Origin of the sequence: Marinomonas sp. TW1, assembly GCF_001625355.1 — a bacterium.
GTDB lineage: Bacteria > Pseudomonadota > Gammaproteobacteria > Pseudomonadales > Marinomonadaceae > Marinomonas.
The window spans coordinates 44,274-66,810 of the sequence record NZ_JSEE01000011.1; the positions used below are offsets into that span (position 1 = coordinate 44,274).

The 22,537-nt window shown below is 43.7% G+C and carries 11 protein-coding genes and 4 tRNA genes; 5 read left to right on the forward strand and 10 right to left on the reverse strand.

What is annotated here, in order from left to right; translation table 11 throughout:
• Positions 1 to 14: 14 nt before the first annotated feature.
• The 5 genes from xylF to tauA form a co-directional block, all read right to left on the reverse strand.
• A complete protein-coding gene (gene xylF / locus OA79_RS11280) occupies positions 15 to 1,016 on the reverse strand; it encodes a D-xylose ABC transporter substrate-binding protein (protein ID WP_063333348.1) in 1,002 nt (333 codons plus the stop codon).
• 219 nt (positions 1,017 to 1,235) lie between these two features.
• Positions 1,236 to 2,333 carry a GGDEF domain-containing protein gene (locus OA79_RS11285; RefSeq protein ID WP_063333349.1) on the reverse strand — a complete coding sequence of 366 codons (1,098 nt, stop codon included), beginning with the start codon at positions 2,331 to 2,333 and terminating at the stop codon, positions 1,236 to 1,238.
• A gap of 326 nt (positions 2,334 to 2,659) precedes the next feature.
• On the reverse strand, positions 2,660 to 3,574 hold the full coding sequence (locus OA79_RS11290) for an ABC transporter permease subunit (protein ID WP_156486259.1): 915 nt from the start codon (positions 3,572 to 3,574) through the stop codon (positions 2,660 to 2,662).
• Entirely contained in the window at positions 3,574 to 4,422 is an 849-nt protein-coding gene (locus OA79_RS11295; RefSeq protein ID WP_063333350.1) for a taurine ABC transporter ATP-binding protein, read from the reverse strand. Before OA79_RS11295 ends, OA79_RS11290 begins: the two co-directional genes overlap by 1 nt.
• Before the next feature lie 76 nt (positions 4,423 to 4,498).
• A complete protein-coding gene (gene tauA / locus OA79_RS11300; protein ID WP_063333351.1) occupies positions 4,499 to 5,527 on the reverse strand; it encodes a taurine ABC transporter substrate-binding protein in 1,029 nt (342 codons plus the stop codon).
• A gap of 164 nt (positions 5,528 to 5,691) precedes the next feature.
• On the opposite strand from tauA, the gene pdxR reads away from it, so the two are divergent.
• The 4 genes from pdxR to OA79_RS11320 all read left to right on the forward strand — a co-directional run bounded on the left by pdxR (position 5,692) and on the right by OA79_RS11320 (position 10,252).
• The gene (gene pdxR / locus OA79_RS11305) at positions 5,692 to 7,164 is read left to right on the forward strand and encodes a MocR-like pyridoxine biosynthesis transcription factor PdxR (RefSeq protein WP_063333352.1); all 1,473 of its coding nucleotides are present in this window, start codon (positions 5,692 to 5,694) and stop codon (positions 7,162 to 7,164) included.
• 173 nt (positions 7,165 to 7,337) lie between these two features.
• The gene (locus tag OA79_RS11310) at positions 7,338 to 8,072 is read left to right on the forward strand and encodes a sulfite exporter TauE/SafE family protein (protein WP_063333353.1); all 735 of its coding nucleotides are present in this window, start codon (positions 7,338 to 7,340) and stop codon (positions 8,070 to 8,072) included.
• A 10-nt stretch (positions 8,073 to 8,082) separates the two neighbouring features.
• A complete protein-coding gene (locus OA79_RS11315; RefSeq protein WP_063333354.1) occupies positions 8,083 to 8,841 on the forward strand; it encodes an SDR family NAD(P)-dependent oxidoreductase in 759 nt (252 codons plus the stop codon).
• A 28-nt stretch (positions 8,842 to 8,869) separates the two neighbouring features.
• The gene (locus OA79_RS11320) at positions 8,870 to 10,252 is read left to right on the forward strand and encodes an aminotransferase family protein (protein ID WP_063333355.1); all 1,383 of its coding nucleotides are present in this window, start codon (positions 8,870 to 8,872) and stop codon (positions 10,250 to 10,252) included.
• 296 nt (positions 10,253 to 10,548) lie between these two features.
• Here OA79_RS11320 and OA79_RS11325 read toward each other — a convergent pair.
• The 4 genes from OA79_RS11325 to OA79_RS11340 form a co-directional block, all read right to left on the reverse strand.
• Positions 10,549 to 10,625, reverse strand: a tRNA-Met gene (locus tag OA79_RS11325).
• An 82-nt stretch (positions 10,626 to 10,707) separates the two neighbouring features.
• Positions 10,708 to 10,784 (reverse strand) — tRNA-Met (locus tag OA79_RS11330).
• Between the two features lie 148 nt (positions 10,785 to 10,932).
• Positions 10,933 to 11,009, reverse strand: a tRNA-Met gene (locus tag OA79_RS11335).
• Between the two features lie 44 nt (positions 11,010 to 11,053).
• Positions 11,054 to 11,130 (reverse strand) — tRNA-Met (locus tag OA79_RS11340).
• 188 nt (positions 11,131 to 11,318) lie between these two features.
• Between OA79_RS11340 and msrA the strand changes: the two genes are divergently transcribed.
• Positions 11,319 to 11,978: a peptide-methionine (S)-S-oxide reductase MsrA gene (gene msrA, locus OA79_RS11345; protein ID WP_063333356.1), complete on the forward strand. Its 660-nt coding sequence runs from the start codon at positions 11,319 to 11,321 to the stop codon at positions 11,976 to 11,978.
• Between the two features lie 110 nt (positions 11,979 to 12,088).
• Here the strand turns inward: msrA and OA79_RS11350 are convergent, their stop codons facing one another.
• Positions 12,089 to 22,366 carry a retention module-containing protein gene (locus OA79_RS11350; RefSeq protein ID WP_063333357.1) on the reverse strand — a complete coding sequence of 3,426 codons (10,278 nt, stop codon included), beginning with the start codon at positions 22,364 to 22,366 and terminating at the stop codon, positions 12,089 to 12,091.
• Positions 22,367 to 22,537: the final 171 nt, after the last annotated feature.

Sequence of the window (22,537 nt, forward strand, 5' to 3'; positions counted from 1 at the left end):
ATTATCTGGATAAATTACGGGTTATAAACGTCTGTTTTGCTATGAAAACCATCCGCAATAACAGTGTTATCAAGGTTCTCTTTGGTCACTGCAATTGGCGTCAATAGGACGGCTTCTACCTCTTTTTTACCGTTATTCACGTAACCGTCTGCTTGAATGGGTTCTCCGCGAGCTAATTTCACGGCCATTACGGCACTGGTTTCCGCCAATTTCGAAATCGGTTTATATACCGTCATGGTTTGCGAGCCCTGAACAATTCTACGCACTGCCGCTAAGTCAGCATCTTGTCCCGAAATGATCACATTGCCACTCAATCCCTGTGCTGCTAATGCTTGAATCGCACCGCCAGCAGTGGAATCATTTGATGCCACAACAGCGTCCACTTTATTACTGTTGGCCGTTAAAGCATTTTCCATGATGTTGAGAGCAGCTTCGGCCGACCAACCCATGGCCCATTGATCGCCAATGATTTGGATTTTTTTAGCATCAATAGCAGGTTGAAGCACATTCATTTGTCCCTCTCGGAACATCTTCGCATTATTGTCTGTTGGCGAACCGCCCATCAAGAAGTAACGCCCTGTTGGCTTTCTCTCTAATAATGCCTCGGCTTGCATTTCACCAACTCGAATATTGTCAAAAGACACATACAGATCAATATCGGCAAATTTAATCAAACGATCGTAAGCCAGTACTTTGATGCCCTCAGCTTTTGCTTCGTCCAACACATTGCTCAGGACTTCACCGTTTTCAGGCACAATCACCAACACATCAACACCGCGAGAAATCATGTTTTCGACTTGGGAAATTTGTGTGCTCACATCGCCATTGGCCGATTGGGTGTAGACTTTTGCGCCCAATTTTTCAGCTTCCGCCGTGAACAAGTCTCGGTCTTTTTGCCAACGTTCAAGACGTAAATCGGACATGAGCAGACCGATTTTTTCACCCGCTGCCCAAGATGGTATGGACGCCACAGCACAAGCCGTAGCCAGTAAACTTACAGATAAGATTTTTTTCATCTTCGCATTCCTTTTTATTTTTATTCATGAAGGAGCTCCAAAGGAGTAAAAGGAATGTAAAATGATAACACTCTGAGGGATATTATCTTTTTTAGTTTAGCCCTAGCCTTTTTTATAAAATTTAAGGGCAATTCATCTGCTGCTAGCCTCAATCTTCACTGTTAGGCCAACAAACTACAAATATGTTGCACCACCTTTCTTTGCTTCAAACGTTAAGCATTAAGCATAAGCTAAGACTTTATTCCGACCTGTTTGCTTGGCCTTGTATAAACTGACATCCGCCAAATGAATCATCTCAGATAAACTCACCGCCTCTGACATTTCACAATACCCAATACTGAAAGTCACTCTGATGACGTCATTCGCTTTGTGATAATGAGATTTTGCTATCAACTTGCGCATGTCTTCCAGTAATAAAAAAGCATCACGTCCATTAGTGTCAGGCAATAACAGTAGAAACTCTTCTCCTCCCCAACGAGAGAGGATATCTTGTTTACGAAGACCATTTCTCAATACATCGCTGACATGTTTCAGCACATCATCACCTATCTCGTGGCCAAAGCAATCATTCACATTCTTAAAGTGATCAATGTCGAATACAGCAAGGGTAAACACTTGATTAGAAGTGAGGGCTTTATGGTAGGCTTCCCTTAATCGCTTACGCATGCCTCGTCGATTGGGCAACCGAGTTAGCTCGTCTATCTGAGACTCGTGCTCAAACTTGACTTTTAAACGTTCCATTTTCAAATAAGAACTATGACGTGCGGCTTCATAAAAAGCCGATAATGCGACGGTTGTAGAAAAAGCGAGTACCAATCTTGATTTGAACGCCACAGGGTAAAGCGTCGCTAAAAAGTACCCATCAGGGGTATAAAGCATCACCATCAAAATGACACAAAAAATCAAATTGATCATAATGCCAATCTTAAGACCACAAAATGCAAAGATCACCGATGGAAAAATGTATATCCACAGAGGCCCACTGTTACTGACACCTCCAGAATGAATAAGATACACGCCCAAAGACAATAACGCCGCCAAAGCCACATACTTCATTACATTGTGATAGCGAACATACCTAGTTGAAATCAATAGCGAAAAGGATAAAAACAATAGGAAGCTAGCAGCAAATAAAGCACTCGCCAGAACATATAAGTCAATTAGAATGGAATTAATGCCCATCACAAGAGCAATAACGGACCCAATTAAGCCAAACAGTGCCGCCAAATAACGTTGATATGAATACTCTCTATCGCCAAAACCCTGTAATAGTGCTCGACGATAATGACGAATCACTTTAATAATAAACGCCTTCATTCCCTTCGCCTTATCATTTTTTAAGGGCTATTAACAAAACATGGAGAGCCAAAAGCCAACCCTAAAAATAGAGTAGTTTTCCTCTATTCTCTAGATTTTTTCTAAAATTTAACTCTCTTTTTCTGTTTATAAAGGCATATAGGGAACTGGTTTTGCTTATATTGAAGCGATCAGAGAAGAACTCACAGCTTTATATGTGATTGATTTTTTTATGCTCTATCGCCATATGTCGACTGTGCATTATGTTCAATCGCATGATTGCTAACAAAATAGCCTACATGCGTAACTATCTTGTTAGCGAGTTCAGAAAAAGGTGGCGAATATGATTAACGCCCTTTCCAAGGCACCAATTTACGCTCTAAATAGCGCATAAAAAGATCGAATAAGTAAGCAATAATGCCGATGACGATAATCCCCATGATAACCACATCAGTGACAAGAAATTCCGCTGCGTTAAGTACCATAAAGCCTAATCCCGCTTGAGCCGCGACCATTTCTGCTGCCACCAGAGTTGTCCAACCAAAGCCAATCCCTATACGCATCCCTGTTAAAATTTCTGGTAGCGCATTAATCAAAATAATATGACGAATGACCTGCCAACGCGTTGCTCCCATCGAATACGCGGCATGGATTTGTTCTATCGCTACCGATTTCACACCGGCTCTGGCACTCAGCGCCATAGGGGCAAAAATCGCCAAGTATATCAACACAACTTTTGAGACCTCCCCAATACCGAGCCAAATAATGACCAATGGCAAATAGGCTAGAGGCGGTAATGGACGATAAAACTCGATAATAGGATCAAATAATCCGCGAACAATACGGTTTACGCCCATAAAAATACCAATAGGAACGGCCGTGAGTAACGCGAGAACAAACGCAGAAAAGACCCGCATCATACTCCAGCCGGTATGCTCTATCAGGGTCGCGTTGGCAAAACCTTGCGTCGCCACTTCCCAAAATCGTTGCACTACGGCCACGGGAGAAGGCAGGAATAAAGGCTTCACCCATTGTAACTGAGTCGCGATATACCATATAAAGATCAGTATAAATGTCGTTAATAAGCTAATTGCTAAGCTTTTTCCTTGCCCCGGTGCACCATATGACTCACCCGGTTTCACTGGTCCTGCAGCAAACAGATTAGCAAAACGATGCAACATCGTCGTTTTCGCCCTGTCATTTTGCTTAGAACGGCGACTAAGCTGGTCAACAGAATCCATTGGATCAAATGATTTTGTCATTAGTGAGCTCCTCCATTTGTGGCTTCATCACCATGAATAATGCCTAACACTTTTTCTCTCATGGCAATAAACTCAGGCATAGACTTCACTTTTCGAGCATCTCTTGTTTCCAGAAATACCTTATTAAAATCCAAAGAGAAATCATGAGTAATTCGACCAGGGCGAGGCGACATAATGATGAGACGGGAAGCCATAAATAACGCTTCTTCTACGCTGTGAGTGATGAAGAACATCATTTTCTGAGTTTGCAGCCACACTTCCAATAACAATTCCTGTAACACCTCTCGAGTCAACGCATCTAATGCCCCTAGCGGCTCGTCTAATAGCAGCATTCTAGGGTCATTGGTTAACGCTCTGGCAATCCCAACACGTTGCTGCATACCGCCAGATAACTGATACACAGGATGATGATGAAAATCTTCTAATCCAACTAACTTAAGGTACTCACTCGCTCTGGCCTGACGCTCTTTTAAACCAACACCTTGTAGTTTTAAACCAAAAGCGGTGTTTTCCAAGACATTTAGCCAGGGCAACAAAGCATGCTTTTGAAACACCACGCCACGTTCTTTGCCGGGGCCTGTAATTTGATCATTTAGCTCTACCCCGACGGCAACGCGAGGCAAACCGGACACTTGGCTATCACCAAGAGTTAAATAACCATCGCTCGGTTGAATGAACCCCGCCATTAAGTTGAGCAAGGTCGTCTTACCACAACCTGACGCCCCTAGTGCGACGACAAATTCGCCCGGCTCAATTTGAAAATTAATGCCTGATAACGCGGTGACCGTATCACCACCATTCATTCCAGGGTAGCGAACGGACACATCATGAATCTGTAATCGGCTCATTGCCTTCTTCTCCAACGATATAACACTGATGGCAGCTTCCTTTTGAATTTAACATCGTCAAAAGGAAGCGCTTTTATTAAAGTTCTGCAGCAGCTTCAGCAAAAGAAGGGTTCACAAAAACGCTATAGTCATCTGCAAGAGCGGGTACTTTGCCTTCTTGTTTAAGAAATTCGGAGGTAAACATTAAGGCCTTCGCAGCACCACCCTCGTTACCACATCCAAGCCAGACACAGCTAGTCTGCTCAGCCAAACTCGGAAACTCATAGAGAGCCAATACATCAGGTACATTTTCAGCTTGTCCACCCGTCATCTTGGCAATGTTTTTCACCATAAGAGAATCCGCAGTCAAAGAGCCTTTAGATGCACGATATTCTGCATCCGCATCCGCAATTAACTTGATCAATTGAGCGACTGTCTCAGGGTTTTCTTCACCAAATGACTTATTAATGACCATGCCATCAAAGGTTGCTTTACCCCAACGACTGAGCTCTCCAGAACTAATCAACACTTGACCTGACTCTTTAATGCGTCCTAGCGCAGGGTCCCAAATAAAAGCGCCATCGATGTCTCCCCGTTCCCAGGCTGCCGCAATAGCATTTGGCTGCATATTAATGAGGCTTACCTCTTTATCCGTTAAGCCAAATTGTTCTAAAGCAAATAACATATGAAAATGCGTTGTAGAGACAAATGGCACACCGATTTTTTTGCCTTTTAGATCCTGTGGCGCTGCAATCCCAGAACCATCACGAACAACAAGTGCTTCAGCATCATTAATATTCTCAAGGATCCACACCAGCTCAATGTCCAATCCACGGTTCACCGCGGCGGCGATAGGGCTGGATCCGGCTGTGGCAATGTCAATGTCACCAGAGGCCATGGCAGTAATGACCTTAGCGCCTGAATCAAAGCGGCGCCATTCCACTTCCATTCCGGTCGTGCTCTCTAGTTTTTTCTCCGCAATCACTGACTTCCAAGGATTCATCATACCTTGGTAGCCAATCGTAATCGTTTCAGCATTCGCGAGTTGCGACAAACACAAACTACCCATTAATACAGATAAACCGAGACTTCTTTGGGCCAATTTAGTTATTTGGTTCACGTTCATTTTCGTTCTCCTGAGGATGGAATTGATTGCTACCTTTCCCACATTAAAAGTTGTCGATAATGAAGCGATAGATCCAGTTCCCCAAAAGCATTAGTCCAGATGGGGTTTGTGGAGTAAATATTGCATTAGATTGGAGCATCAAATTGATGATTTAGAGGTTCATCGTGTTAGAACAGTACTTTCACATAGAGTTTGACCCTGAAAGAACGTTGCAGGATCAAATCAGAGAATTCATCGTCAACTTGATATTAACAGGGGGGCTACCACTGGATGAGCCTCTCCCCTCCTCACGTCACCTATCCAAGATGTTGGGGGTCTCTAGAAACACCATTGTCTTGATATATGAAAGCCTAGTAGACAGTGGCTTCATTGAAGCGCGTTCTCGAAAAGGCTTCTTTGTTAACCACACCTTTCACAACACGGAAGCACTGAGCACTGATTTAGTGCAAGAAGAAAACGCCAGCTCGCCTGACTGGTCAGCTCGATTTCAAAAACAGCCGAGTAATGAAATCAACATCGTCAAACCTTATGATTGGCAGAAATTCGAATACCCTTTTATCTATGGTCAGGTACAAAAAGACTTCTTTCCATTAGAGCAGTGGCGTGACTGCGTCAGAAAGAGCATGTCTGGACAATGGAACAAGTATTGGATTAATGACCTTGTGGATTCGGATGATCCGTTACTGATCGAGCAAATTCGTACTCGTTTATTACCAAGACGCGGTATTTATGTTGAATCAAGTGAAATATTAATCACCATTGGCACTCAAAATTCTTTATACCTGCTGGCCAATTTACTCTGTAATCAAACCACCAAAGTCGGTTTAGAGAACCCAGGATTTAGAGACGCACTCAATATATTTTCTCTCTTTAACGCCAACATTCACCGACAACCGATTGATCAACACGGCCTCATTGTCAATGATGACTTAAATACGTGTGACTACCTCTATATTACCCCAAGCACTCAGGTCCCCACAGGCGTTGAGCTCAGTAAAGACAGGAGACAACAACTGCTCTCGCTGTCCGCAAAACATGATTGCATTATTATCGAAGACGATTACGATGCGGAAGTGAACATGAAACAAAACCCACAACCCGCTTTAAAAGCACTCGATAAAAATAACCGCGTGATCTACATCGGCAGCATGTCAAAATCCATTTCCCCTGGTTTAAGGGTGGGGTTCATGGTGGCAGATGAGGAATTAATTACAGAAATTCGAGCCCTGAGACGGCTCATGTATCGACACCCTCCTGCCAACATTCAGCGCCAGCTTTCACTGTTTTTATCCTTGGGGTATCACGACACTTATCTGAGAAAACTCAGAGTCATCAACGCTTCTAAACTGCAACGTATCAATGATGCCATTGATCGACACCTTCCTGATATGCGCACCAGTAAACATGTCAGTGCAGGCGCCACTTCTGTTTGGTTGAAAGCACCAGAACATGTCAATACCGAAGAAGTGGCTTGGTTAGCCGCACAAAGCAGTATTCTAATGGAGCCAGGTGCGGTCCATTTTACAGCACACAACCCTCCACAGAATTACTTTCGTTTAGGTTTCTCAGCCATAGAATCTCATAAAATTGAGCCCGGTATAGCCGCCTTGAAAAACGTCTTTGACTACTTTATCTAGGGAAGACATAAACAAATTCAGACACTTCGGCCAGAAGCCTGATTCGCACCGTTCCTAGCTGGCACCATATTCCCTTTCAGCTGGACCTATAGGCTAATCTCGATTCCCCTATACCGTATTACTGCGCCCATACTTCATACCACTTCGGGCCAGTGATAACGGAGACAAGTTGAATGCCTCATTTTGAACTCGCTATATTATTGATCTTTATGGCCGCGGTCATTCGCGGTTACACCGGTTTTGGCTTCGCCGCCATCGCCATCTCAGGCTTAAGCTTTATTTGGCCTGCCAAAGTCAGTGTGCCAGTGATCTTAATGTTGGATTTACTTTGTTCAATTGGCTTAATCAGAAAAGCCTGGCGTTACGCAAATATCGATTTGCTAAAACAATTGAGTATTGGCGCCTTCATTGGCATCCCCATTGGCCTTGTGATCTTAATCAAAGTACCAGATCCGCTCCTCAAATTGAGTATCAGTTTAAGCGTGTTAGCCATGTCGATTTGGTTATTAAAACCCCGTTCAAATCATTTAACGCCCAACAAATGGCTAACACGAATGATTGGATCTATTTCTGGTGGCTTTACCGCCGCCGCCTCTATTGGTGGTCTGCCTGTGGTTTGCTATTTACTATTAACCCCTTACGTTGCCCACGTGCAACGCGCCACGCTCGTACTATTTCTCAGCGCAACGGATTTAGCGTCTGTTGCCCTTATGGCTGCAAACCACTTTATTAACATTTCACTATGGCAGCCTACTTTCATCTTACTGGGGCCTGCTTTTGTCGGAGTCCTAGTCGGCCAATGGTTATTCCATCGCAATCCACCAAAATCGTTTCGACACATCGCCCTACCAGTGCTGATTTCTCTGTCTGTACTGAGTCTTTATTTCAACTTACACATTGTGTATTAAGGAGAGAGATATGAATAAAACTGCCGTTATTACAGGTGCCACTTCTGGGTTTGGCTTAGCGGCCGCCAAGCTCTTTGCTCAATCAGGATGGCATCTCATCTTAACAGGGAGAAGAAGTGACAGACTCAAGCAAATCGAAGCCACTTTATCGTCACAGACCAAAGTGCTTACGATGACACTCGATGTCTGTGATAGCGAACAAATTAAAACGGCCTTTACCGCTCTGCCGCCTGACTTTCAGGCCATTCACTTACTTATTAATAATGCTGGATTAGCGCTTGGCACAGAGCCAGCTCAAGAATCCGATTTAGCGCAATGGCACACTATGATCGATACCAATATCAAAGGCCTAACCAGTGTTACTCATGCCTTGTTACCGCAACTCATCAACACAGGTAAATCGGCCAGCATTATTAATATTGGCTCCATTGCCGGCCAATGGCCTTATCCTGGTGGCAATGTTTACTGCGGAACGAAGGCCTTCGTCGAGCAATTTTCATTAGCCTTGCGCTGTGACCTTGCGGGCACAGGTGTTCGAGTGACTTGCCTAGCACCAGGCTTATCCGAAAGTGAATTCACCCTTGTGAGAACTGGTGGAGACACACAAGCCTATAACGCCTTATACAAAGGCACCAACGCGATACAACCTAATGACATTGCTGAGACACTACTTTGGATAGCTCAACTCCCTGCTCATCTAAATATTAATCAATTAGAAATCATGCCAGTAAGCCAAAGCTGGTCACCTTTTGCGGTACACCGTCACTAATCATCTTTTTTATGCTGAGGAACAACATATGTCTTTAATGAATGAATACACTAACCATGAAATCAAAGCCTTTGATAAAAATCATGTGTGGCACCATTTAACACCTGGGAGTGCTGCCGACAATGGCTTACCTGTTTTTATAAAAGGCCAAGGTCTCGATCTTTGGGACATAGATGGCAATCAATACTTAGATGCCTCAGCAGGCGGCGTTTGGGTTACCAACACGGGATATGGTCGCAAAGAAATTGTCGATGCCATTAGCGAACAACTTCTGGATCTCAATTTCTTCGCCAGCGCCATGGGCAATAAACCTGCGGCTGTATTTGCGAGTCACTTAATCGATAAAATGCCAGGCATGAATCGTGTTTTTTATTCAAGCTCAGGTTCAGAAGCCAACGAAAAAGCCTTCAAAATGGTGAGACAAATCTCACACAAAAAATACGCGGGCAAAAAAAGCAAAATCCTCTACAGAGAACGAGATTATCATGGCACCACCATTGCGGCTTTAAGCGCGACCGGACAATCACAAAGGCGAGATCAGTTCGGTCCTTTTGTTCCAGATTTTGTCGAGTTCCCTCATTGTTTTGAATACCGCAGTCAATTTGAAGAGACTGCGGACTATGGCATCAAAGCGGCAAAATTAATGGAAGACGTCATTCTACGAGAAGGTCCCGACACAGTAGGCGCCGTCATTATTGAACCTATTACGGCCGGTGGAGGCATCATTACCCCACCAAAAGGCTACCTAAAAGCCGTTGAGCAGATCTGTAAAAAACACAATGTGCTTCTGATTTTAGACGAAGTTGTGTGTGGGCTTGGCAGAACAGGAAAATGGTTCGGATACCAGCATTATGATATCCAACCAGACATAGTCACCATGGCCAAAGGCGTTGCTTCAGGTTATGCCGCTATTTCATGCACCGTGACAACAGAAGCAGTTTACAAAGAGCTTCAAGAATCCGACAACACAGATAAACTAGGGTATTTTAGAGACATCTCGACTTATGGTGGTTGCTTAGCTGGTCCAGCAGCGGCCATAGCCAACATGAATATCATTGAAGAGGAAAATTTAATCGAAAACTCCGCTAAGATGGGCGAGCTATTATTGGCCGGTTTACAAATATTAAAAACAAAACACGCTATAATTGGCGATGTTCGTGGCAAGGGGTTATTGGTGGGGATTGAACTGGTTACCGACAGAGTTAGCAAACAACCTGTTGATGAATCCGTCGCTGTCAGCATTTTTGCCAAATGCAAACAAGCTGGTTTGCTAATCGGCCGAACCAATCGAAGTTTTGCTGAATTCAACAATATTTTGAACATGAGTCCTGCACTGTGTGTCAGTGAAACTCAAATCAAGCAAATCCTAATGACATTAGATAAGGCTTTTACTGATATCACCCAAGCCTAAGTCTGCCACTCTATACTTACCCGGCGAATGTCATGCCAATAAGCTGGGTAAGTGTACCTAGTCTCCCAGCATTTATATTCCCCAAAGCAAACAGGAATCGACGACCTTCGAGTAGTAGTGCCAAAAAGCGGAGCCTAACAAACGACTCTATCCAAGGATAAATATACTATTAATATCGTTATAAACACTTTAGGGAACAGGTAACGTGATGTGACCAAATTGGTTGAGGGGGACAGTTTCTTGGATGAAGAAACGAACCAACGAGTATTAAAGATAAGTAGGAATTAAATAAGAAATGGTTGCGGGAGCAGGATTCGAACCTACGACCTTCGGGTTATGAGCCCGACGAGCTACCAGACTGCTCCATCCCGCGACAAACTAATCTATTGAAATAGAATAGAATTTTAATGATATGAATATAGCGCTGTATGACCAATTCTCTCAACTATACGAATTGGTTGCGGGAGCAGGATTCGAACCTACGACCTTCGGGTTATGAGCCCGACGAGCTACCAGACTGCTCCATCCCGCGCCATGCTAAACATTTCATCATGTTTAGATTGTATCTTTTAACACTGACAATATTGTGCGACTAAATTAATTCTAAAGGTTGCAGGAGCCAATTTCTTGAACAAAAGCGAACCAACGATTGGTTTATTTCAAACCGATCAAAATCGAAATGGTTGCGGGAGCCGGATTCGAACCAACGACCTTCGGGTTATGAGCCCGACGAGCTACCAGACTGCTCCATCCCGCGACAAATTAATTTTCTACTATCACTAACAATTTCAGTTTCGTTGCTGGTTGCGGGAGCCGGATTCGAACCAACGACCTTCGGGTTATGAGCCCGACGAGCTACCAGACTGCTCCATCCCGCGACAACGAGGTGCGTATTATAGGTAGATTAAATACAGAGTCAACACTATATTACCATTAAATTAAATTAAACGGCTTTTGCACTTTTTTGACACAGTTAGCCTGTTTTACGTTGCAAGAAAAAACTTGAAGACTGATGCACTGTCTGTAAAAGTGTCGCTCATATTATTTTGCTTTTAAGGAATTCACCATGCCCAATCCCATTGAACAAATATTAAAAAAGTCTTCAATACCAAGTGAAGCTGAAGCGCTTCCGGGTCGAGACACCCCTATTCAAGTGACTGGCATTCATGCGGTTAACGGTGAAAATTTTCTTCGCGAAAAAAATGTACATGAAGCGGAAGTCATTCTCGGCATGGGATGTTTCTGGGGTGCGGAAAGAAAGTTATGGAATGTTCCTGGCGTTATTGTCACTTCCGTTGGTTATGCAGGCGGGTACACGAAAAACCCAACCTATGAAGAAGTTTGTACTGGGCAAACAGGTCACAGCGAAGTCGTTCAAGTGATCTTCGACACCAGACAAACCAACTTAGACACCATTCTAAAAACCTTTTGGGAAAACCATGACCCGACACAAGGCATGCGACAAGGTAATGATATTGGCAGCCAATATCGCTCTGTTATATACACCACTCAAGACTCAGATTTAGCCACTGCAGAGCAAAGTAAAGCCGCTTTTCAGAAAGCGCTTATCCAACACAATCACGGCATGATCACCACAGAAATCGAACCACTCGATACCTACTACTTGGCAGAAGAATATCACCAACAGTATCTTCACAAAAATCCAAACGGTTATTGTGGCCTTAACGGCACAGGCGTAAGTTGCCCCATTGGCTTGGGCGTATAAGTTTTAAGTAATTGGAATAATTAGTTTTAAAACTGAAAAAGTTAAAAACAAAAAGGCCAAATCGCAAAACGATTTGGCCTTTTTTAGTAACGTCTGTTTAGACCTTTAGGTTAACCATCAATATTGATGTTGTACTCTTGGTCGTTGTAGATGACCGTTATAGAATCCGTACTCCCCAAATCAGACCCTACTTGGAACTCAGCCACAGTATGATTCGCACCAGAGTCATCAGCTACTTCTAGTTTACCCGAACCAAGCTCGTCTTTAGTTAAAGTGACTTTCTCATTTAAATAGTTCTGAATATCGGCTTCAGCAGAGCTACTCGGTACGTCTAATAATTCAGAAATATCCAACGCATCTTCGTGAGAACTAAAGTCGACGATTGTATCCACTCCTTGAGAAGAATCTGTCAATACAAATAAATCACGACCATCACCGCCGATCATAATATCTTGACCTTGTCCTCCTATTAGCACATCGTCGCCATCTCCACCATATAAGGTGTCTTTACCACCATCACCAAGTAGAAAATCATCGCCCCCGCCTCCGTATAAAGTATCATCACCCATACCTCCATCTAAGAGGTCTGAAGACGTACCTAAAGAAACGTCGTTATTATCATCGCCATATAGAGTGTCAACACCTTCTCCTCCCTCTAGCCAGTCTGATCCATCCCCACCTACTAAAACATCTTGGGCATTAAAGCCTTCTATATGGTCATTTCCAGCATAACCAAACAAAGAATCATCATTAGAAGTTCCCTTGATATTAGTATCGTCACCATTATCTTCGTACGAACTGCTCCTTACTTCTTTATCACTTCCTGTGCTTTCAAAAGCAGCTATATTGGAGTCTATATTTGAGGCTACATTTTCAAAATAGGTTTGGTTCTCATTTTCAAGGGTCCCCGCAATTGAGATACTGCTAGAAACAAGATCACTGGTAGAACCATTGCTCTCTTTACTACTTGCATAAACAGTCACGTCAAACCCTGCCATCTCTCCATTCAAGGACAAGGTTAAACCCGCTATTTGATTTTCAGATAATAAATAATTTCCACTAACCTCTGGGGAAATAATATTACCGTTAGAATCTAATAGTGATACGCCTCCCGGCAATGATGAGATTTCATACGAGATAGTCTCGCTGCCATCTTGATCATTCTCAGTGGCTGAAATCGTTAGAGGGTATTTGACAACCTCACTGTCATAGCTTAGCTCAGCTTTAATATTAGAGATATCTACATACTCTTCTACCGCTGTACTCGTGACATTAAAATCAACGGATGCTTTACCAAACTCATCTAACGTAACGGTGTAAGTATTACTTTGTGAAGATTGATAACCCTCTCCTCGATTCGAATAGTTATAGTCAAACGAGTCGACCCTATCACCGTTCACATCTATTGAGTAAGTATCTTTGGTATAACGTCTATCATCATTATCCCAGCTACCGAATACATTGGTATCAAAGGATACAACGATGGTTTGATGCGCAAATTCTGAACCAAAATCAAACGTTCTGTTTTCAATATCTGCATTTGTATAACCACTATTAATTACACCATTACCGACATCCCCTAAGCTTGAGATATTCTCGGCACTTTTCACAACAGTAACAACGTCTGCAACACCTTCACCAACAGAGACATTTAATGTCGGTGCATCCGCAACGGCTGCAACAGATAAACTCAACGTTCCAGTAGCGCCGGTATTAGTCACATAGTTAATATCAGGCACTTCACCAGACCAATCTTTGACCGGAGTAAAGCTATACCCTCCATCAGAAGTAATAATCAAACTACCAACACCCGCGATAACCAATGTTTCCCCAGCTGTAACAGAATCACTCGCAAATGAGAATGAAGATACTTCTAATGTACTGTCAAGATCTTTATCGTTCGCTAACACGCCATCAACAGCAGCAACATCAATGACATTATCTTCCTCACCTACATTGCGATCATCAACAACTAAGGTGTCTTTATTAGCAACGGTAATAGTTAAGCTATTAACAGATACATCACCGTCACCATCGACAACTGAATATGAATATGTAAGATTTTTCGATTCAGCCGCACCTAAAGAACTAGCAAGGCTATCGCTTGGCGTAAAGGTATAAGAGCCATCAGAATTGATGATCAGGACACCATTATCATCTTCAGTCTTCTCTTCCACTACATGGTCTAAACCGTCTACACCAGCGTCGACATTCAAAGTCCCAGTAAGAGAAGTTAAAGGCGCAACACCAATCATCTCAACATGTGCGGCAATAGAATAAGTTACCGTATTATCTTCTGGGGTAGTAACCGTATTTGTGATTACTCCATCAACCAAAAAACCATCCAGAGATACGTTATAAGAAACCCCATCTACCTCAATAGTTTTACTACTTGTCTCTAAAGTTAATGAATCTCCAGTTTCTGGTGAGTCATTTTCAGTTTCGTCGAGAGTAAGCAAAGAAGATAAATTAACAACAACTTCCTTCCCACCTATTGAGATAGTGACATCCACAGAAAACTGCGAACTTGCAAATGAGTCGTCTCTCTGGGATGTGGCATTATTTCTATGCGTAACAGAGGCAACAACAATTTCATCATCTACAGAGACACCTTGACTGCCACTAGACTCATTAACGGAAATACTACTAAATACATTATCGTAGTTACTTCCTTTCCCCCAAATAATCTCATCTGTATACGAATCGTTATCCGTATTATTAACATGCATACCATCAGTTTGATGATTTGCATTACGATCATAATAGAAGATAGAAGAAAAGCCTGCTTCAATATCACCAATAGAATAAGTCTCGTTGGTAGTATCCAAAAACAATATCTCAGATGTACTGACAGCACCTGGAGAGTCATCTTCAATAATCGCAGTGACCGTACTTATCGTAGTTTCAATACCATCACTGACAGCAATACCAAAGCTGATACTAGCAGCATCCTCCGACGTTACATCGGCATGATCAATAGGGCCATTTAGATGAACAAAGTAATCGATCTCACCATCTGTATTCCCGCCGATAGCAACACGAATAATTTCAGTATCACCCGCTTTCGCGACCAAATCACCACTACTATCCGTCGTCCAAACCAGTGTTACACCGCCTGACGTCATAACTTCAGTTGGAGCAACCAGTGACATTGTCAAATCATCGCCATCAAAATCACTTACTGTGAATGATCCTGAAGCGATTGCCTCATGACTATCCACTAAACTTTCTTCAGAAACAGTAACAGTGTCTGAACCTGCCGTGAGTATAATCTCAGGAGCATTATTTTCCCAAGTAGCACTACCGGATACTTCTGTCGCTCCAGGGTCTAATGCAGTAGCCGTTGCTGTTACCGTCAGTTCGCCATCAAAGTCATCGGGGACTGTCAGTATCAAATCTTCAACAGTCACAGCGCCTGTTTCAGCGTTGATCACTACCTTATTTGTAAAGCCACCATTTTCTAACGAAATTTTCCATGTTGTAACACCATCCTCTGTCCCCACTTTCACAGCACCTGACAAAGAAGTTCCCTCTGGCGTCTTCACAGTTAGTTCAGTGATACTCTCTGAATGGTCTGAATCAGTTGGTGATGCCGTAACATTAATTGAGTAATTTTGTGCAGACGATTCGTAAGAAAGGCTATGCAATACATAGTCACTGGAATCAACTCGACCACCACCAGTCGGCGTAGAGAACTCAATGGCTGCGATTGTTTTGCCTTCAGGCGCAGTAACTGTTACAGGTAAACCTATCCCGTCATAGCCACCTTCATCCGTATTACCATCGATGGTATAGGTGTCTGAAGTATCATCACTATAAACCACCTTATAAACAGCCGTTTCATTATAGCTATTCAACCAAGCAAGTTCGAAGGTTGCCGAAGACGCTGGGTTATCAAGCTCAACGACCAATTTTTCCTGTTTACCAATTTCAGAATCAGCACCGTTACTCGCCTGCCCTGTTACACCAAAACCAGTCGGTGTACCTGTATCCTTAATTGAAATATCAACAATCTCGCTCTGATCATTGTATGCAGTAACAGTAAAGCCCGCAGGGTTACCAATCGCCTCTTCTACTCCCTCCAACACATTAGACAAATCTACACTGTATAGTGTAGTTGTCGTAGTTGGCTCCAAGGTTAACTCTACTGTTGGCACATCCGTCACTGGCGTTACATTAATAGTAGCGGTGCCCGTTGCAGAAACCTCTCCACTATTATCAACTGCAAGGTACTCAAACGTTACAGGAGCATCTCCATTATTATCGCTCCAGTCCGTATCAGGTACAAAAGTCAAACTAGCATTTCCATCAGTTGCAGAAATAGTCGTTTCGGTAGACGTAACTTCAACCCCATCAATGAATAACGTGCCATGAGCAGGCAAACTTTGAATAACAAAGCTAGCCACAGTACCGTCGACATCAGAAGCTGACAAAGTCACATCAATACCAACACTGTCTTCATCGCCTTGACCTTGCCCTGAAGACGCATTAATAACAGGGGCATCGTTAACAGATTCAACCGTTACTTTCACGTCAGCAGTATCCGTACCACCATGACCATCATTGATATTGTAACTAATCGTCGCATCACCGTTGAAGTTCTCAGCCGGTGTGAATTGTAATTTGCCATTTACAATCTCAACCGTACCTTGCTCTTCCGGTACCAAAGCATCCGTAATGACCAAGGTATCGCCATCTATGTCTTTATCGTTCGCCAACACATCGATGGTGATGACCGTATCTTCATCTGTGGACGCAGTGTCTGCCGCCGCTACTGGCGCATCATTCACTGCATCAACGTCGACACTTACTTCAGCTGTATCTGTACCACCATGGCCATCACTTACCGTATATTTGATAGTCGCAATGCCATTAAAGTTCTCAGCCGGAGTAAACTCAAGATGACCGTCAACAATAACAACCGTACCTTGATTTTCTGGCACCGTGGCCTCTGTGACAGTCAAAACATCACCACTTACATTACTGTCGTTTTCTAAGACATTAATAGTGATAGCGGCACTGTCTTCTGTAGTACTAGCAGAATCATCTTCAGCATGCGGAGCAAATAAGTCTTCTTTAGTGTAAACAACACCATCGAACGAAAATGATTCAAAGTCGATAAAAGTATTGGTGTCACCTTGATTATCAACAATTATCACATTGCCATCTTCATCCAGCGTAACAGATTGCATATCCGAAAGGGCGGCAGAGAATACGGCCTTATCATGGCCCGCACCGCCGTCTACAGTAAGAGAGTCAGAAGCATCATCTGCATTAACATTAATAGTATCGTTACCACTACCCAACAACACGAAATCATCGCCTGTTTCGGAGTTAATAGTGGACCAATCCCCATGCCAATAATGAACCACATTAGAATCCCCACTCACATTACCTGCAGTATCAGTCTGAGTAACTTTGAAGAATTCATTGTCATTCACTGGTGAATCAGAAAGGTCAGACACATCCAACGTCCAAGTCCCATTACTAGAAACAGTCGTTGTTACACTGGTTAACTCTTCATAACTACCGGTCTGAGTATCATTGCCATCTGTTGTTGAATTAGCTATAACCCACAATGTAATAACAGCACCAACCTCGCCCGTACCATGCAAAGTCACCTTAGAGTAATCAGAAGATGCTGAATCATCTGTAACAGCAGTAATGACTGGAGGTTCTACCAAAGTATCAGCATCAGCTGCCGTTTCACTTACTTCGATTGAACTGTTACCCGCAGCATCCGATAAGATCGCTGTCACCTCAGCGCCAGGAGACACTTCAACTGAAACACCATTACTAATGTCAGCAGCCCCTAAGGTGATTGTGGTTTCGGTTCCGTTCACGCTATAAGTTAACTTATCGCCCACTTCAGAACCAGAAACAGAGATTGTAGCTGTGACAGTCCCGTCATCACCTACTTCATCAGCATTATAAACATCGTCATCACCTGTACTTTCAAAGCTAATAGATGGTGTGGCGATATCGTCATCGATTAATATGGTTTCAGGTGTACCCGAAGCCGTGGCTATTGTTGAAGTACCTGATGTGACTAGACTAATCTCTGGCAATTCATTACCAGCATCCAAAAAGGCTTCACCTTGTGCAGTCAACACCACATTGGTTCCTTCTATAGCATAATAGCCATTAGCATTAGAACCATCAGCAAATTGAACTGTAGCAGCCTCATCTAAATCAGTAACAGTAAAAGTCGCGACGACATCACCCTCTACAGTAGAATCCTCTGTCACACTTAATGGGTTCAATGTTAGAGATGTGGAATCATCAGTACCATTAATCGTGATGACAATATCTTGGGTTGTTCCATCATCTGCAGTAACCGTTATTGTGTCCGTTACAGAAACATCTCCTTGTAGATTTTGAGCTTTAGACTCATCAAGAGTATATGTCCAAGTACCATCCACAACTGACAAACTACCATATTCACCAGAGACTGTAGCATCTTCAAATACAGGATTATCGTTGGCATCTACATCAGAAATTGATAGCGTTCCTGTTACTGTATTTGGACTATCTCCAACATTACCTTCATTAACAGACCCAGTGAAATCACCGCTAACAACAGCATCATCCTCCAAACCATTAATCGTAACCGTTACAGGCTGCGATGTTCCATCACTTGCCACAAGATTAAAGACATCATCAACCGTTTCACCTACATCTAGGAACTGAGTTTTTGAAGTGTCTAATTCATAAGTCCACTGGCCACTTGTTAGAGTTAAAGAGCCATAAGTACCTTCAATTACAGCATCTGAAAAAACAGGAGAATCGTGCTGATCAATATCAGAAATAGTTAAACTCTGAGTAATTGGAATGAAGCAATCTTCTTGAATTGATAACGTCTCAGTTGTATTAACCACAGCCTCATCATTTGAGCCAGTGATAGTGACACTGACTTCTTCAGAGTTTCCATCCGTTGTATAAACGGTAAATATTTCAACTTTAGTTTCATTTTCGCCTAAGAATTGAACTGCTTCATTGCTTACTGAATAAGACCAATTTCCACTTGAATCAATAGTCAATTCACCTAGATTACCATCAGCTGAAGAAACATTATCCGTATCGAAAACAGGAGCAACGTTATCAACGTCTTCAACAACTAGAGACCCTGAAGTATTTAGAGTAACTAAGTCAGAATCATCATAGTCCTCATATACCTGGCCTACTACATCACCAGATATTACAGAGGCATCATCTGTGCCGTTGATCGTAATCGTTACAGATTGTTCAGTGCCATCTACAGAACTCACTGTGAAGACCTCTTCAACCTGATCATCCACATTCAATTCATCAAAAGCACTGTTCGCAACAAACGTCCAAACACCATCCGCCGTGATACTCAAGCTGCCGTTTTCACCCACAATCGTAGCTGCAGTAAACGAGTTATCAACATTATCTTCATCTGTCGACGTCAATGTACCAGTAAATGATAAGGCTTCATTCGATTCAAGACCGGAAGCAGACACATCACCAGCAATCACGGCGGCATCGTTCACCGCATCTACGGTCACGGTAACGTCTGCTGTATCCGTTGTGGTGCCATCGCTGATTTCGTAGCTGATGGTCGCTTCGCCGTTGAAGTTCTCAGCCGGTGTGAACTGTAGTTTGCCGTCCACGATCGCCACCGTACCTTGCTCTGCTGGTACCGAAGCATCCGTAATGGTCAACGCATCGCCATCCACATCGCTGTCGTTCGCCAACACATCGATGTTGATCACCGTATCTTCATCTGTAGTCGCTGTGTCTGCTTCGGCCACTGGCGCGTCATTCGTACCCGTCACGGTAATCGTTAAGGTCGTTGTGTCGGTATCACCTTGGTCGTCGGTCACGGTCACTGGGATTTCAAGAACAAGCTCTTCACCGTCTTCTAAGCTGTCGTAAGACGACGCATCGAACTCATAGGTGCCGTTCGCATTCAGCGTCAAGCCTGCTGTTTCTTCGCTCGTGCTGAACACCAAGCTCGCATCGTCTGCAAGATCCACATCGCTGGCACTGATGGTGCCTGTGATGGTCGCGTCTTCTGCAACCGCACCTGTTGCCGCTTCGGCCACTGGCGCGTCATTCGTACCCGTCACGGTAATCGTTAAGGTCGTTGTGTCGGTATCACCTTGGTCGTCGGTCACGGTCACTGGGATTTCAAGAACAAGCTCTTCACCGTCTTCTAAGCTGTCGTAAGACGACGCATCGAACTCATAGGTGCCGTTCGCATTCAGCGTCAAGCCTGCTGTTTCTTCGCTCGTGCTGAACACCAAGCTCGCATCGTCTGCAAGATCCACATCGCTGGCACTGATGGTGCCTGTGATGGTCGCGTCTTCTGCAACCGCACCTGTTGCCGCTTCGGCCACTGGCGCGTCATTCGTACCCGTCACGGTAATCGTTAAGGTCGTTGTGTCGGTATCACCTTGGTCGTCGGTCACGGTCACTGGGATTTCAAGAACAAGCTCTTCACCGTCTTCTAAGCTGTCGTAAGACGACGCATCGAACTCATAGGTGCCGTTCGCATTCAGCGTCAAGCCTGCTGTTTCTTCGCTCGTGCTGAACACCAAGCTCGCATCGTCTGCAAGATCCACATCGCTGGCACTGATGGTGCCTGTGATGGTCGCGTCTTCTGCAACCGCACCTGTTGCCGCTTCGGCCACTGGCGCATCGTTTGTGCCCGTCACTGTGATCGTGATATCTTGTGGCGTTCCATCTACCGTTGTGACTGTAAAAATTTCTTCTTTTATTTCACCTGCACTTAATTCATTAAATGCGCTACTCGCAACAAACGTCCAAACGCCCGCTGCCGTTATGCTTAGCGTGCCGCTTGAACCGACTGTTGTTAATGGTTTGAAAGTATTGTTGTTATTATCTATATCTGTGGCTGTTAACGTTCCTGTCCATGACAAAGCTTCGTCCGTTTCGCTTCCTGATCCGAAAGTATCTCCAGCTATGACAGCCGCATCGTTCACCGCACCAACAGATACAGCAACACTTGCTGTATCTGTTGTGGTGCCATCGCTGATTTCGTAGCTGATGGTCGCTTCGCCGTTGAAGTTCTCAGCCGGTGTGAACTGTAGTTTGCCGTCCACGATCGCCACCGTACCTTGCTCTGCTGGTACCGAAGCATCCGTAATGGTCAACGCATCGCCATCCACATCGCTGTCGTTCGCCAACACATCGATGGTGATCACGCCACCATCTTCTGTGCCTGTTGCTGTGTCGTCTACTGCAACTGGGCCGTCGTTCGTGCCAAACACATTGATTGTTAAGGTTGTGGTATCGGTTGAACCTTGATCATCGGTAACCGTTATTGGAACTGTAATAACCTTAATTTCACCAGAATTTAAATCACGGTATTGAGAAGCATCAAAGGTATAAGAACCATCTGAATTAAGTGTTAAACCTAATACCGTATCTTCTGTGGTAAAAGATAAGGTTCCATCCGTTGGGAGATCAATGTCTGTAGCATTAACACTGCCGTTAAGGACGGTATTCTCAATTACAAACCCCGTAGCAGCTTGAGCGATTGGTGCATCATTGGTTCCTGTTACAGTAATGACTAATGTGCCAGAACCTTCAGCACCTTGATCATCTGTCGCGGTAATACTAATTGATATTTCTTCCTCTTCTCCAACACTGAGAGAATCATAAGAAGATGCATCAAAGGTGTAACTACCATCACTATTGAGTGTTAAACCAGCGACAGTAGATGACGTTGTAAACGTTAAAGCACTACCTGATGGTAAATCGACATCTGTCGCTTGAATATTGCCACTTATAGTAAGGTCTTCAGTCACAAACCCAGTTTGGTCACCAACAACTGGCGCTTGATTCTCAACACTATTTGAAGTATTTGTTTGTGACACAGAAGGCTGAACAAATGTATTTTGTTGGATAGCTGCGCCATTTTCCGTATCATAACCATAATTAGGAAGCGTCAAGGAGTCACTACCAAAACCTGGCAAGGCACTGTTGTCATTTCGTTCAATATCAACATCGACACGATCTTGCTCAGTAGGCGTTTCACCAGCAGCAGGGGCTTCTTGAATTAAGGTTGGGTCATCACCAGATAAGATGGCTTCTTGAAGGGCATCCACATCACTAGACGAATCGGCGACAAGGTCTTCACTGCCAACGGTGTTGTAGATTTCGTCATTAATTTCCACATTCGCATCGCTGCCAATCTCTACCTCTGTGCCATCAGCAAAGGCAATGGTGACACTACCATTACTGCCTGTCCGGACAACTTCACCGAAGAAGACCGGGTCACCAACTTTGACCACTCGCTCTTGACCATCAATAGATTCGACGACGACTGAACCACTTAATTTGGTAATAATGCCGACTTGATCGCCTAGGGTTGCAAAGGATACTTGGTTGTCGCTCATGGGACGTCTCCGGTAAATGACGGATTAAATGTATGATTGACTACAAGATAGAGGAGTTAGGACATGGTCGCTATTGTACCTTGGTACAGTACGACAAGGTTCTTTGTGTATTAATGTAATTATTGTAACCGAAGCCTTATAAATACGGCTTATTATTGCCTTAGAGAGTCT